Consider the following 13197-nt stretch of genomic DNA (forward strand, 5'->3'; position numbering starts at 1 on the left):
GCCGTCAGTGGGCGTCGCTGCGCCCGGGTGCGGCGGAGAAGGTGCGGGTGCTGGGCACCAGGGCGGCGGTGGCGGGTGCAGCGAAGCAGATGAGCGCGCAGCCCGCGAGGACCGCCTCGGGACCGAAGGCGTCGATGGCGGGGGCGATGACGGCGAGGCCGACCGGGGCGAGGCCGTAGGAGAGCAGGAAGTCGAGGGAGGAGACCCGGGCCAGTTTGTCCGGTGCGACCTCGCGCTGGGCGGCGGTGAACCACGGCACGTTGAACAGCTCGATGCCGATACCCGCGACGGCGTAGGCGGCCATCACGACGACCGGGTGCACGGGGAAGATGAGGCTGAGCGGGGCGAATCCGTAGGCGGCGAGGCCGGCCAGGGCGGCCCGGCCGGGGGAGCGGGGGCGCCAGCGGGCAATGAGCAGCGCACCGCCCAGCGCTCCGGCGGTGTAGGCGGTCATCGCGCCCGCGAGGACGACCTCGGTGCCGTATTCGTCGCGGCTGACCATGGGGAGGGCGACGCCGGTCGCGGAGTAGCCGGTGGCTATGACGGCGGTCAGCGCGCCGAGACCGGCGAGGAACCAGGGGTGCCTGCGAGCCTCGCGGACGCCCTCGGTGAACTCGGCCAGGAAGGATGCCCCGCCCGTCGCGGCTGAGGGCTCCGACGTGTCTTGCGCGCCCCCCGGCCGTGCGCCGCGTCCGGGAACGCAGGCCGCGACGAGCCAGAGCAGTCCGATGCCCACCAGCAGTGCCCAGGTGTCCAGGAAGACGGCGAGCAGCGCGGCCAGTGAAGGTCCCACGAGCGTGGTGACCCGTACCGCCAAGGTCATGGCGGCGTTGGCCTGCTGCCTGCGGTCGGCGTCGACCACCTCGGCGGTCAGGGCCTGGTAGGCGGGTCGGCAGGCGCCCTGGCCGGCTCCGGCCACCGCGGCGGCCGCCGCCATCAGAAGCACCGAGCGGTCCAGTCCGACGGCGATCACCGGCGCTGAGGCTCCGGCGGCGAGCCCCGCCCACAGGACGACGCCCCGGCGGGAGTGCCGGTCGGCCAGTACTCCGGCCACGGGCACCGCGGCGAGGAACCCGACGGTGCGCGCGGCGAGCAGCAGGCCGAGTTCGGTGGCGGTCAGGGTTCGCTCGAAGACGGCGAGGCCGAGGACGAAGGGCAGCGCCCAGGTGGCCAGGCCCGATGCGGTGGCGCCCGTCCAGAGACGGAGGAAGGCCAGGTCGAGCAGGATCGAGCGCTGCTTCAGGGGCGGAGCCTCGGCGGAGGTGGAAGGGGCGGAGGGGGTGGGCACGGAAAGCACTCCTGTCCTGTTGAAGGGGTGACGGATCGGGCGCGAGCCGGCCGCAACGGCCCTGCCTGAGAGCGAGGTTGTGCGGCGGGACCGGCCGTGGCACGCGACGGGCAGCGCGGCGTCGGCAACACACTATCGCAGTGATAATCATTTCCATTAGAGTGCTCTCGGCCGCCGCCTCGGGACGGGAGTCGCAGTCCTGTGGTGCCTGTCGGTCCGGGTTGTCTGCCGGGTTGAGTCCGCATGTCGAGTCCGCATGCTAAGTTCTCGACATGAACATGATTTTCATTAGCGAGGGAAAGTGAAGGTAACGCACGTGCCTCCGTCCTCGACCTCCGTGGCCTCGGCCGACGGGGACACGGCCGAACCGGCCGAGGCGTCGGCGCCTCGGGCCGCGGCGCCTGCGCGGGGCCGGCTCGCATCTCGGAAGGCGCTCCTGCTCGGCTGCGTGGTGCTGGCCGCCGTCCTGCTCGTGTCCGTCGTCGTCGCCATCGGACTCGGTCCCGCGGTCGTCACCCCGGGGGAGACCGCCCGTCATCTGTGGGCGGCTCTCAGCGGAGGGCGCGTCGGCCCCGACGAGGTGACGACCTACCAGATCATCTGGCAGATCCGTACACCGCGCGTGCTGCTGGCGGCACTGGTGGGAGCCGGACTGAGTGCGGTCGGAGTGGCGATCCAGGCCATGGTGCGCAACGCGCTGGCCGACCCCTTCGTCCTCGGTGTCTCGTCGGGCGCCTCCGTCGGTGCCGTCGGTGTCACGGTCACCGGAGGGTTCGCGATACTCGGCATCTACGCCGTCTCCGTCGGTGCCTTCATCGGTGCGCTCGTCGCCTCGATCCTGGTGTACGCCGCATCCTCCAGCCGGGGCGCGCTGTCACCGCTGCGCCTCGTACTGACGGGCGTGGCCATGTCGCTGGGGTTCCAGGCTGTCATGAGCCTGATCATCTACTTCGCGCCGGACAGCGAGGCGACGAGCATGGTCCTCTACTGGACCATGGGCAGCTTCGGCGCCGCGACTTGGGGCGCGCTGCCCGTCGTCTCCATCGTGGTGCTGGCCGGCCTCGCGGTCCTGTACCGGTACGGGCGGGCACTGGACGTTCTTTCCCTCGGCGATGAGACCGCCGCGAGCCTGGGCTTCGATCCCGACCGGTACCGCAAGGTGCTGCTGGTCCTCGTCTCGCTCGTCACGGGCGTCATGGTCGCCGTGAGCGGCGCCATCGCGTTCGTCGGACTTGTCATGCCGCATGTGGTGCGGATGGTCGTCGGTGCCACGCACGCTCGCGTGCTCGCCGTGGCGCCACTGGTCGGAGCGATCTTCATGGTGTGGGTCGATCTGGCGGCGCGGACCCTGGTCGCCCCGCGCGAGCTGCCGCTCGGGGTCATCACCGCGCTCGTGGGGGTGCCCGTCTTCATCGCCCTGATGCGCCGCAGGGGCTACACCTTCGGAGGGCGCTGACGTGGACCTTGAACTCGATGAACTCTCCGTGGTGATGGACGGTAAGAGCCTCGTGCGCGGACTGTCCCTGGAGGTGCCGGACGGTCAGGTCGTGGGGCTCGTGGGGCCCAATGGAAGCGGCAAGTCAACCGCGCTGCGGTGCGTGTACCGGGCGCTGCGTCCCAGCTCCGGAACCGTCTGGGTGGGCGAGCAGGACCTGACCCGGCTCCCGATGCGGCACAGCGCACAGACCATCGCGGCCATGACTCAGGACGGCGGCGTCGACTTCGATTTCACGGTCGAGGAGGTCGTCGCGCTCGGACGGGCGCCCCACCTCCGTGGGAACCAGGCGCTCAGCGGCCGAGAACGCGACCTGTGCGAGCGGGCGATGGACCAGCTCGACATCGCCCACCTCGCGCACCGGGGCGTTCTGACGCTGTCGGGCGGTGAGCGCCAGCGCGTCCTGCTGGCCCGGGCGCTCGTGCAGGAACCGGAGATCCTCGTCCTGGACGAGCCGACCAATCACCTGGACGTCCGCCACCAGGTCGACCTGCTCTCGCTCCTGCGCGGGGCGGGGCTCACCGTCCTCGTCGTCCTGCACGACCTCAACCTCGCCGCGGCGGCCTGCGACCGGCTCGGCGTGCTCTCCCAGGGCCGCCTGGTCGCCTCCGGCACCCCCGTGGACGTACTCACGACGCAGCTCGTCGCTGACGTCTTCGGTGTCACGGCCAGCGTCGTCCCGCACCCGCTGACCGGCGACCCCCAGCTTCTGTACTCGCTCAACTCAGCCCGCTGAAAGGCTACTCACGCATGCGTACAACCCGAACCCTCGCCCCGGTCCGCCGACCTGCCGCTCTCGGCTCCGCCCTGGCGGTTGCCCTGGTGCTCAGCGGATGCGGCGCCGAGGTCGAATCGGACGCCAAGGCGTCCGGCAAGGTCACCGTCAAGCGCTGCGGTGAACCGGTGGAGTACACGGTGCCCGAGCGGGCCGTCGCCTACGAAGGCGGCAGCGCGGACAAACTGTTCGCCCTCGGTCTGACCGAGCACGTGCACGGCTATGTGATGCCTCCCGCGAACCCGCCGGTGAGCGAGTCCCCGTGGGCGTCCGAATACGCGAAGGTGAAGCTGCTCAGCGACGACCTCCTCAACAAGGAGGTCGTGGTCGAGGCGAAGTCCGACTTCGTCGTGGCCGGCTGGAACTCCGGCTTCAAGGACGAGCGGGGCATCACGCCCGAGATCCTCGACAAGCTCGGCATCCAGAGCTTCATGCACACAGAGAGCTGCTTCAACTACCCCGGCCACCCCGAGAAGATGAGCCCCTTCGAGGCTCTCTACACCGACCTCGAACGGCTGGGCAAGATCTTCCGGGTCGAGGAGAAGGCCACGGAAGTCGTCGGCGGGTTGAAGAAGCGCGTGGAGGAGGTCAAGGCCAAGGCCCCGGAAGGTGATCCGGTGCCCGTCTTCCTCTACGACTCCGGCACCGACCAGCCGTTCACCGCGGGCAACCAGGTGCCCCCCAACGACATCATCAAGACGGCGGGCGGCCGGAACGTCTTCGACGGCCTCGACGAGCGCTGGACCCAGGTCAACTGGGAATCCGTCGCCGAGGCCGAGCCCGAAGTCGTCGTCATCCTCGACTACGGCGACCTGCCCGCCGAAAAGAAGATCGACTTCCTGAAGAAATCCCCTCACACCAGGGGACTCCCGGCCGTGAAGAAGAACAACTTCTTCGTCCTCGACTACAACGAGGGCATCAGCGGCCCCCGCAACATCGACGGCCTGGAGAAGTTCGCCACCTACCTGCGCGAACTCAAGGGTTGAGTCACCGCGCGCCACGGCCTGTCCGGCGGACGTGAACGCCCGCCGGACAGGCCGGACTTCGACGTGGGCACAGACCACCCCGTTGTGCGAGAAGAAAAGGACCCCATGGACCGCTACGCGATCGGCCAGGCTCTTCTGGAGCAGCTGCCCCCGCCCCTGCCCGCCGACCGGATCATCACCCTCAACCAGCCCAAGGCCGACCTGCACACCACTCGTTCCTACGAGTGGAACGGCTGGACGTTCGACGTTCCGCCCGGCGTCTTCATACCCGGCTGGACCAGCCGCCTGATCCACGAACGGGTGCTCGACGGCCGTATCGAGACCCGCGGCCTCCGATACGCCGCCATGGGTGTCGGCCTGGGCGTCGAGGCCGTGGCGGCGGGCATCCGTGGCGCTCGGGAGATCCACGCCCTCGACGTCCACGCGGAGAGCGTGGCCGCCGCCACCGGTCACTACCGGCGCCTGGTCGGCGAGCGCCCCGACACCGCGTTCCTCCCCGCGGTGAGTGACGTCTTCGACGCTCTCCCCGACGATGCCCGGCTGGACGTGGTCACCTTCAACCCGCCCGCCGTCAGCCAGACCGTCAGCGACGACCCCGACGTCGTACGCAACGTCTGCGTGGGCGCACCGCTGCTGGCGAAGTTCTTCGCCCAGATCGCGGAACGGGACCTGCTGGCCCCCGGCGGCGAGATCTACGTCATCGCCTCCAACACCGCGGATCTGCGGGCCCTGGTCCAGCACGCCTTGGACCACGGGCTCAGCCCGCGGATCGACCATCTCCACGACTGGCAGGACGGCGTGCTGACCTTCCTCTTCCGCATCACCCACGACACGCCCCGCACCGGAGGACAGCGATGAAGAACACCGAGGAACTCCTGGCCGCAGTCCTGGCGGGCGAGCACGGCCCCCGCCCCGCCGACCTCGTCGCCACCAGCGTGTTCTGGGTGCACCACGGCACCCGGCTGGCCGGCGGGAACACCACGTACCTCAACCAGTACGTCCTCGTCCGCCTGGGCGATTCCTTCGGCGGCTGCGCCTTCGAGGCGGGCGAGGTCGACGCTTCCATATGCCGCGACGCCTCCGGTGCCACGCTCGACACACTGCTGCGCGAGGCGCCGAGGCCGCTGCGGATCGCCGCGCTCGACGCCTGCCTCAGCGCCGCCCGCCCGCACCGGGAGGCGACCGAGGCGGAACCGGTCACCCTGCCCGCCGGGACGCCCGAGACCCGGGCGCTGGCCCGGGACGCAGCCATCGCCGGGCTCCTGAACATCGACGCCGGAGTCAAGGTCGGTCTGATCGGGGTGGTCAACCCGCTCGTCGCGGCCATCCGCGAGCGCGGCGGTGATCCCCTGCTCTGCGACTTCAACCTGCGCACCACCCAATGGGGCGACCTGGTCACCGATGACATGCACGAGGTCCTCGACACCGCCGACGCCGTCGTGGCCACCGGCATGACCCTCGGCAACGGCAGCTTCGACACCGTCCTGGCTCGCTGCCGCGAACGCGGCGTGCCCCTGGTGGTCTACGCCCAGACCGGCAGCGCCGTGGCACGGGCCTTTCTCGGACAGGGCGTGACCGCCCTGTCCGCGGAGCCCTTCCCCTTCTCCCAGTTCAGCGCCGAACCCACCACCCTGTACCGCTACCGGGTGGCGGCCGACGCATGACGGCCGCCACCCGCCCGCCGAAGGCCGCGGCCCGTGGCACGGAGGGCACCGGACGCGCCGCCTGCCACCACGGCGAGATCCTGCAAGGCGTCTTCCTCGACGAGCGGCGTCGCACCGTCCACGCACTGGTCACGCTGCCCATGAACGGACCGGGCAGCACCGCCCGCTTCGCGCACCGGCCCGGCAGCTCGCCGGACGAGGTGACGGTGACACCCGCCGGCCGGACCAAGGCGCGGGCGGCGGCCGCACTCGCGGTACGGGAGTGCGCCGCACGCCGCGGCGCGGAGCCCTGCGGTGGGGAGTTGACCCTCACCGGGGGCCTCCCCGTCGGTCTCGGCATGGGCTCCTCCACCAGTGACGTCATCGCCACTGTGCGGGCGGTCGCCGACTCCTGGGGCGTGCTGCTGCCGGCGGAGACGATCGCCCGGATCGCGGTGCGCGCCGAAGGCGCCAGCGACCCCCTGATGCACGGTTCACGCCCACTGCTCTTCGCGCAGCGCGAGGGCCGTGTCCTTGAAGTCCTGGGCTCCGCGCTGCCGCCCGCCGTGGTGGTCGGGTGCGCGCTCGCCGGAGGCGCACCGATCGACACCCTCTCCCTCCCCGCCCTCCATCACGACGACGACCTCGCCGCCTACGGACACCTGCGCCGTATGCTCCGCAGGGCGGTGACCGACGTCGACACCGCCCTGCTCGGCCGGGTCAGCACCGCCAGTGCCCGCCTGCGCCAACGCGTCCTGCGGCACCAGGAGTTCCCGGTCCTCACCGGCATCGCCGACAGCACGGGTGCCGTCGGCGTGCAGATCGCCCACAGCGGCAACGTCGCCGGCGTCCTCTACGACCCCCGCACTCCCGGACTGCACCACAGACTGCGCCGCTGCACCCGTGCCCTGGACCGCGAGGGCATCACACCGACCCGGACCTTCACCACCTTCGCGTCCCACACCAGCGAGGAGTTCCCGTGGACGAACACATCTCGGAAGCCATCGGCCGCCCGGACCTGATACGCCTCGACGACGGCCTCCTCTGCCTGCGCTTCGAGACCATGAAGGTCGTCTCCGCCCTGGCCGCCGTACGCCACCTGCTCGACACCGGATCCGTACGGCGCGGCGACACCCTCGTCGACAGCTCCAGCGGCATCTACGCCTACGCACTCGCCCTGGCCTGCCACCGCTACGGCATGCGCTGCCACATCGTCGGCTCCACCACCGTCGACAACACCCTGCGCACCCAACTGGACGTACTCGGCGCCCATCTGGAGCAGATGCCGCCCAGCAGCAGCCTCAAGCACGACCAGAACCGCCGCGTCGCCCGCGTCCGCGAGATCCTGCGGGAGAACCCGGACTACCACTGGATGCGCCAGTACCACGACGACATCCACTACCTCGGCTACGAAGCCGTCGCCGAACTCATCCACGACCGGACCGGTGGCGACTCACTCACCTTCGTCGGCGGCGTGGGCTCCGGCGCCTCCACCGGCGCCCTCGCCCACTACCTGAGTAAACGATCCGTCGACGTGCGACTCGTGGGCGTCCAGCCGTACGGGAGTGTCACCTTCGGCAGCGAGCACGTCGCCGATCCGGAGATCATCATCGCCGGCATCGGCAGCTCCATTCCCTTCGGCAACGTCCGCCACGACCTCTACGACATCCTGCACTGGCTCGCCTTCGACGCCGCCCTCTCCGGCAGCGTCGACCTGCTGCGCCGGCACGCCGTGTTCGCGGGCCTGTCCACCGGAGCCGCCTACCTCGCTGCCCAGTGGGAACGCCGCGAAGAGCCCGGCCGTACTGCCTTGTTCATCGCCGCCGACACCGGCCATCGCTACGTCGACACCGTGTTCGCCCGGCACCGGGAGGCCGCGCGTATCGAGGACCTGGCCCCCCGGCCGGTACGCGGCACGGACGAACTGGCCCTCCCCTGGTCACGTATGAGATGGGACGGGTCACCGGCGCCCGCGGGAGCGGTCCTCGGATAGGTCGCCACAGGAACGGGCCGCGTGACGGCGGGAGAGCGTCCCAGCGTCAGCGGCCCTCGTAGGGACCCGACGGCTCGGCGACCGGAGGACTCGATGAGGAGGTAGTCGAAACGCCCCTCGCGCGCCAGCCGGTTCCGGCACCGAGGTATCCCTGGAGGACGGTGACGGGAAGGCGCCGCGAGGGGGCGTCGGTCATGCCGGGGTCAGCCTTCGGGGCGGAGCAGGCCTCGGTCGTACGCCTTGGCCAGCCGCTGGGGGACGCGGTGCCGCACGCCGTCCACCGTGACCGTCACCAGCTGCGGCGTCGTGGCCTTCCACTGCGCGCGGCGGTGACGGGTGTTGCTGCGTGACATCTTGCGTTTTGGTACGGCCATGAGGACCTCCGGGCGCGATCGGTGAGCGAGCCAGACGATTCATGAAAATGGATGTCATAACGATGTGGCGGACGCGCGGCGTCAGCCGCGTCGGCCCGCGACCTGGCGAGCCACCAGGACGCCCGTCACTGTGATCGCTCCGGCCGCGGCGGCCCAGGCCAGCCACTGGTCGGGGGAGTTCGGCGTGGCGGCGGCGCCGCTGCCGCCCGCGTGCGCTCTGCTGGGCATCGATTCCATGCCGCTGAACGTCTGGGTGGCCAGGGCCAGGTTCTTGTCCTCGGCACTGCCCCAGGCGTAGACGACGTTGCTCGTCCCTTCCTTGAGGTCCAGGGCGGCCGGTCCGATGGCCACGGTGTCCGTGCCGGCGAGGACGACGTCGGCGTTCACGGTGCCCGCGTCGACTGCCGCGGTGTCCTCGTTGGGGTTGGTCAGGTCGGTGAAGACGGGCTGCCCACCGGCCCGTACGTCCACGGCGGGAGCGGCCGCGACATGGCGGCCCGTCAGGCGTGCCTTGCCGGCGTCCACCTTCGATACGTCGTTGGTGAATGCCGTCAGCCGGGGTTCGCCGTCGGCGGAGAGGTGGGCGGCGACCGTGGCGTTGCCGCCTTCAGGCACCTTCACCTGCTTCTGGAGGGCCGGTGTGCCGTCGGGGCTCTGGCCCGCTTCGAATATCCGGATGTCGTAGGTCCCGGCGTCGAGGGACTGCGGATCGGTGACCGTGCCGGGCTCGAAGTCGCTGAGCAGCTCGTCACCGTTGGCGTAGACGTCGACCGTCATTCCCGGAATGCCGTGGAAGACGGAGACCATGGCCTTGTCCTGTGCCTGGGCGGGAGCCGCCATGGCGGGTGCGGTCACGCCGAGGGCCAGGGCGCAGGCACCGGCCGAGGCGGCGACGGCTATGTGGGTCCGGGAAGTCATGGGGATCATCCCTTCGAGCGGAGTCTCGGTTGTGTTTCGCGGTTCCGCGGTGCCACGGATGCGCCCGCGGCATGGCTCCTTCGGTTCGGCCAGTCGTTCGTGCCGTGCGCGCGGGCCTGGTCGATCACCAGACGCAGCCGGTGCAGGCCGCGGCGGGTGTGACTCTTGACCGTGCCCAGGGGCACACCGGTGCGTTCCGCGATCTGGACCTGCGTGAGGTCTTTGTAGAAGGCCATGCACAGCACCTCTCGCTGAGCGTGAGGCAGCCGGGACAGGGCATCGAGGAGCAGCACGCGGTCCAGTACTTCGTCAGCTGCCGACTGGACGAACCGGGCGGGCGTGGCCTCGTGAACGGCCGAGTCGACGAGGGCCAGACGCCTCGTCCTGGCTGCCGGCGCATCGACGATCTTGCCGCGCGTGATGCCGACCAGCCAGGAGCCGAGCGCGCCCCGCTCGGGCCGGAAACCGTGCCGCCCGCGCCAGGCGCCGATGAAGACCTGCTGCGTCACGTCCTCGGCCTCGTAGGCGTCGCCGAGGGACCGGGCGGCCATGAGCCGTCGGCCGCAAGTGGGAGACATCGGGGGAGAAGTACGTCGAGGTCGAGCACTTCCTGTCCTGGCACGTCTCCGGCGCGCTACGGCGAACCACGCCCAACACGGTCGCGGACCGTCCCGGCGCCACCACGGTGCTCGCCTGCGTACCGGGGGAGAACCACACGCTGCCCCCGGAAGTACTGTCCGCGGCACTCACCGAGCGAGGTGTTCCCGTGCGGATGTTCGGCGGTGCCCTGCCCGTCGAGTCGCTCGTCGCGGCGGTGCGCAGGACCGGGCCGGCCGCGGTGGGGCTGTGGGCCCAGTCCCGGGGCACCGCCAGCCGGCCGTTGGCCCAGCACGTGGCCGCGATGCGGTGGGGAGTGCGTGGTGCCCGTCGCGGGCCGGTCGTCCTGACCCTCGGACCCGGCTGGGCGGGGCAGACAGTGGCCGGCTTGGCGCGCCCTTCGGGGCTTGCCGAGGCCGTCGCCGCCCTGGAGTCGTCGGTGTCCTCGTGACATCACCGTCCGGGGCGATCGGCCGTGGCGCCCGGCAACGCCCGGCGGGAACGTGGTCCGCCGGACCGGCGGTCGCTCCCGCTTCGCCCGTCGTCGAGTGTCGGCGTGCTTTCGGGGCGCCGGCCGAGCGGCACTCACCGCGCCGGACGCTGTACTGCCCTGGCGGATCCTGGCCCGAGAGCCCCTGTGCTGCCTGCACCTGGACGACATGGTCGGTCGGTCCCGGCGGCGGCCCTCCTCACGCGGCCTCCTCCGCACGGCGCTGAGGCACGCCCGTCGCGCGCTGGACCAGCCTGGTGAACTCGTGCCGTACGGCAGGGGGTGCGCCGGCACGCTCGAAGTGCCCGAGACTCATGTCCGTCAGCTCCGAGATCTTCGCCTCCACCAGGTCCCGGGCACCGGTGCGCTTCAGTGCCGCCCGCATCCGCTCGACGGCATGCTCGGACCTGGGGCCCCCGTCCGGTGCCAGCGTTGCCGCGGCGTGATGGTCCCCGGTGGCGTCGGCGAGTCGCAGTGCGACGGCCAGGAGACAGGTGAGCTTGCGCGACCGCAGGTCGTCGTCGGCCGGCTTGCCCGTCAGCGCCGGGTCGCCGAAGGCGCCGAGGAGATCGTCACGGAGCTGGAAGGCCAGTCCAGCGCATCGGCCGGCCGCCCGCAGCGCGTCCAGCGCGTGGTCGTCGGCGCCGGCCAGCGACGCCCCCAGCGCGAGGGGCCGGGCGACGGTGTACAGGGCACTTTTCAGGGCGGCGATGGAGAGAGCCTCGTCGACACCGGACGAACGAGCGGCTTGAGCGCGCAGGTCGCGGTATTGCCCGGCGACCATCTCGGTACGCATCGCCTGCCACTCCTCGTGCAGGCGCCGTCCGTGCGGCGTGCCGAGTGCCGTCTCCGTCAGCAGGTCGTCTGCCCAGGCCAGCGCGAGGTCACCGGCGAGCACGGCGGCGGATGTCCCGAACGACTCCGCGGAGCCGTGCATGCCCGCGGCCCAGTGCGCGCGGGCGAGTTCGACATGCATGGCCGGTGCGCCCCTGCGCTGCAAGGACCCGTCCATCACGTCGTCGTGTACGAGGGCGCACGCCTGGAGCAGTTCGAGGGCGGCACCGGTGTGCAGCACCGCCGTGGTGTCACCCGAGCCGCCCGCGGCGCGCCAGCCGCAGCAGGCGAACGCCGTGCGCAGCCGTTTGCCGCCTCGCTCGGTCAGCCGAGCCAGGCGATCGGCCAGCTCCTTGGCGAACACGGGGTCAACGGCATGTGAGTGACGTAGGCGTACGTCGATGACCTGCTTGAGGACGGTGCCGACAGCGCTCGTGGCGTCGGGCGCGGTGAGGGGGGCGTCGACGGGTTCGGCCGGTGGGGCCGCCATCGGCGGCATCTCAAGCATGCACGATCCCTTCCCGCTCTCGGCTGTCTGCCAGTCAGTGCTTCCGCCGAGTGCCCCGTCCCGGATGCGCTGATTCCTGTCCGGCACGTCCGTCCAGTTACGTACCGGCAGGTAGAGGCTCTGCTTCGGCGGTGTACGCGGCGGCGAGCTGGTCGATCTGCTCGTATCCCGTGCGCAGCAGGAAGGTGTTGAGGCGGCCGTAGGACTTGGCGCCCAGGATGAAGAAGTGCGGTTCGGGATTGCGCAGGGCGTCGATGCCGACGGACGGCTGGGCGAGGCAGTCGCCGCCCGCCGAGCCGAGGAGGGCGGCGGAGAGGTTCATCGGGGCGCCGGTGGCATAGCACTCGTGGACCTGCAACTGCCGGTAGAGGGAGGCGTCGCCGGTGTAGCCGGTCAGCGCCACGATGTGGTCGCAGACGACCTCGCGCGGGCCGCCGGTGGTGGTCAGAGTGACGCGCACCCGGTCGCCCGCGCCGTGCAGGGCCCGGACGTGGGCGCCGGTGTGGACGGTGACGCGGTCATTGGCGCCGTCGACGAGGGCGCGGGAGGTGTCCACCAGATGCTGACGGCCGGGCAGAGTGTCGTTGAGTACGGCGCCCCAGTCGGGTGCGGGGCTGCGCACCGACCACTCGACGCGCGTGTCGGGCAGAGCGGCCAGGTCGCGGGCCGCGGTCTGGGCGGATTTTCCGGCACCGACGAGCAGGACGGTTCCGGCCCAGCGGCCGGGGTCGCGGGTGTCCGGGAGGGCGCGGGTGATGCGGTCGGCGATGGCGCGCTCGCCCGGGGCGGGGATGCCGCCCAGGCCGAGTGTGTTGGGGTGGGAGTAGGTGCCGGTGCAGTCCAGGACGAGGTCTGCCTCGGCGGTCGCCTCGCCGTCGGGACTGTCCAGCAGGAGGGTGAAGGGCGCGGCGGCTCGGGTGTCGGTGCCGATCTGCTCGTGTTTGAGCAGTCCGGTGCGGGCGACGGCGGCGACGCGGGTGCCGTACCGGATGCGGCCTTCGAGGGCGGGCAGCGCGGCGACCGGGTCGAGGAGGCGGGTGGCCAGTTCGGTGCCGGTGGGGCAGTCGTCGCCGGCCGGGGCGTGCGGCAGGTGGGTCCGCATCCGGCGGGAGACGTTGAGGTCCCACGGGGTGAAGAGCCGGACATGCCCCCAGGCCCGCACGTGGGCGGCGACGGTGTCCGCGGCCTCGTAGACGGTGAACGGCCATCCGGCGTCGGTGCAGGCGAGGGCGGCGTCGAGGCCGACGGGGCCGGCGCCGAGGATCGCGACGTGTCGCTGCATGGTGGGCTCCCTTT

At 71.4% G+C, this 13197-nt stretch carries 12 protein-coding genes and 2 pseudogenes; 8 read left to right on the forward strand and 6 right to left on the reverse strand.

The window, feature by feature from the left end:
* Positions 1-4: 4 nt before the first annotated feature.
* Positions 5-1243: an MFS transporter gene (locus RI578_RS38075; protein ID WP_310875972.1), complete on the reverse strand. Its 1239-nt coding sequence runs from the start codon at positions 1241-1243 to the stop codon at positions 5-7.
* A gap of 481 nt (positions 1244-1724) precedes the next feature.
* Between RI578_RS38075 and RI578_RS38080 the strand changes: the two genes are divergently transcribed.
* From RI578_RS38080 to RI578_RS38110, 7 genes are all read left to right on the forward strand, one after another.
* Positions 1725-2744, forward strand: a complete 1020-nt coding sequence (locus RI578_RS38080) for an iron ABC transporter permease (protein ID WP_310875973.1) — start codon at positions 1725-1727, stop codon at positions 2742-2744.
* Position 2745: 1 nt separating this feature from the next.
* Entirely contained in the window at positions 2746-3519 is a 774-nt protein-coding gene (locus RI578_RS38085) for an ABC transporter ATP-binding protein (protein ID WP_310875357.1), read from the forward strand.
* Between the two features lie 14 nt (positions 3520-3533).
* Positions 3534-4544 carry an ABC transporter substrate-binding protein gene (locus tag RI578_RS38090; protein ID WP_310875358.1) on the forward strand — a complete coding sequence of 337 codons (1011 nt, stop codon included), beginning with the start codon at positions 3534-3536 and terminating at the stop codon, positions 4542-4544.
* Between the two features lie 105 nt (positions 4545-4649).
* Positions 4650-5402 (forward strand): methyltransferase, encoded by a 753-nt coding sequence (locus RI578_RS38095; protein WP_310875359.1) that lies wholly within the window; start codon positions 4650-4652, stop codon positions 5400-5402.
* A complete protein-coding gene (locus RI578_RS38100; protein ID WP_310875360.1) occupies positions 5399-6208 on the forward strand; it encodes a Rossmann-like domain-containing protein in 810 nt (269 codons plus the stop codon). Before RI578_RS38095 ends, RI578_RS38100 begins: the two co-directional genes overlap by 4 nt.
* Positions 6205-7209, forward strand: a complete 1005-nt coding sequence (locus RI578_RS38105) for a GHMP kinase (protein WP_310875361.1) — start codon at positions 6205-6207, stop codon at positions 7207-7209. Before RI578_RS38100 ends, RI578_RS38105 begins: the two co-directional genes overlap by 4 nt.
* Positions 7167-8180 carry a pyridoxal-phosphate dependent enzyme gene (locus RI578_RS38110; protein WP_310875362.1) on the forward strand — a complete coding sequence of 338 codons (1014 nt, stop codon included), beginning with the start codon at positions 7167-7169 and terminating at the stop codon, positions 8178-8180. The genes RI578_RS38105 and RI578_RS38110 overlap by 43 nt, the downstream gene beginning before the upstream one ends.
* 203 nt (positions 8181-8383) lie before the next feature.
* Here the strand turns inward: RI578_RS38110 and rpmF are convergent, their stop codons facing one another.
* The 3 genes and pseudogenes from rpmF to RI578_RS38125 form a co-directional block, all read right to left on the reverse strand.
* A complete protein-coding gene (gene rpmF, locus RI578_RS38115; RefSeq protein ID WP_310875363.1) occupies positions 8384-8554 on the reverse strand; it encodes a 50S ribosomal protein L32 in 171 nt (56 codons plus the stop codon).
* A gap of 81 nt (positions 8555-8635) precedes the next feature.
* Positions 8636-9472 (reverse strand): DUF4397 domain-containing protein, encoded by an 837-nt coding sequence (locus RI578_RS38120; protein ID WP_310875364.1) that lies wholly within the window; start codon positions 9470-9472, stop codon positions 8636-8638.
* A 98-nt stretch (positions 9473-9570) separates the two neighbouring features.
* Positions 9571-10023: pseudogene (locus tag RI578_RS38125) on the reverse strand (sigma-70 family RNA polymerase sigma factor); the annotation flags it as partial.
* A 2-nt stretch (positions 10024-10025) separates the two neighbouring features.
* Here RI578_RS38125 and RI578_RS38130 point away from each other — a divergent pair.
* Positions 10026-10520, forward strand: a pseudogene (locus RI578_RS38130) (transcriptional regulator); the annotation flags it as partial.
* A gap of 238 nt (positions 10521-10758) precedes the next feature.
* Here the strand turns inward: RI578_RS38130 and RI578_RS38135 are convergent.
* Both RI578_RS38135 and RI578_RS38140 read right to left on the reverse strand, forming a co-directional pair.
* On the reverse strand, positions 10759-11901 hold the full coding sequence (locus RI578_RS38135) for a polyprenyl synthetase family protein (protein WP_310875366.1): 1143 nt from the start codon (positions 11899-11901) through the stop codon (positions 10759-10761).
* A 97-nt stretch (positions 11902-11998) separates the two neighbouring features.
* The gene (locus RI578_RS38140) at positions 11999-13183 is read right to left on the reverse strand and encodes an NAD(P)-binding domain-containing protein (RefSeq protein ID WP_310875367.1); all 1185 of its coding nucleotides are present in this window, start codon (positions 13181-13183) and stop codon (positions 11999-12001) included.
* Positions 13184-13197 lie beyond the last annotated feature (14 nt).

Source organism: Streptomyces sp. BB1-1-1 (genome assembly GCF_031597775.1).
Taxonomy (GTDB): Bacteria; Actinomycetota; Actinomycetes; order Streptomycetales; family Streptomycetaceae; genus Streptomyces; species Streptomyces thinghirensis.

Excerpts from the sequence above, each read along its gene's own strand:
- RI578_RS38100 (WP_310875360.1), top strand. The coding sequence starts at position 5,399 with ATGAAGAACACCGAGGAACTCCTGGCCGCAGTCCTGGCGGGCGAGCAC.
- RI578_RS38090 (WP_310875358.1), top strand. The coding sequence starts at position 3,534 with ATGCGTACAACCCGAACCCTCGCCCCGGTCCGCCGACCTGCCGCTCTC.
- RI578_RS38095 (WP_310875359.1), top strand. The coding sequence starts at position 4,650 with ATGGACCGCTACGCGATCGGCCAGGCTCTTCTGGAGCAGCTGCCCCCG.
- rpmF (WP_310875363.1), bottom strand. The coding sequence starts at position 8,554 with ATGGCCGTACCAAAACGCAAGATGTCACGCAGCAACACCCGTCACCGC.
- RI578_RS38140 (WP_310875367.1), bottom strand. The coding sequence starts at position 13,183 with ATGCAGCGACACGTCGCGATCCTCGGCGCCGGCCCCGTCGGCCTCGAC.
- RI578_RS38135 (WP_310875366.1), bottom strand. The coding sequence starts at position 11,901 with ATGCTTGAGATGCCGCCGATGGCGGCCCCACCGGCCGAACCCGTCGAC.
- RI578_RS38120 (WP_310875364.1), bottom strand. The coding sequence starts at position 9,472 with ATGACTTCCCGGACCCACATAGCCGTCGCCGCCTCGGCCGGTGCCTGC.
- RI578_RS38105 (WP_310875361.1), top strand. The coding sequence starts at position 6,205 with ATGACGGCCGCCACCCGCCCGCCGAAGGCCGCGGCCCGTGGCACGGAG.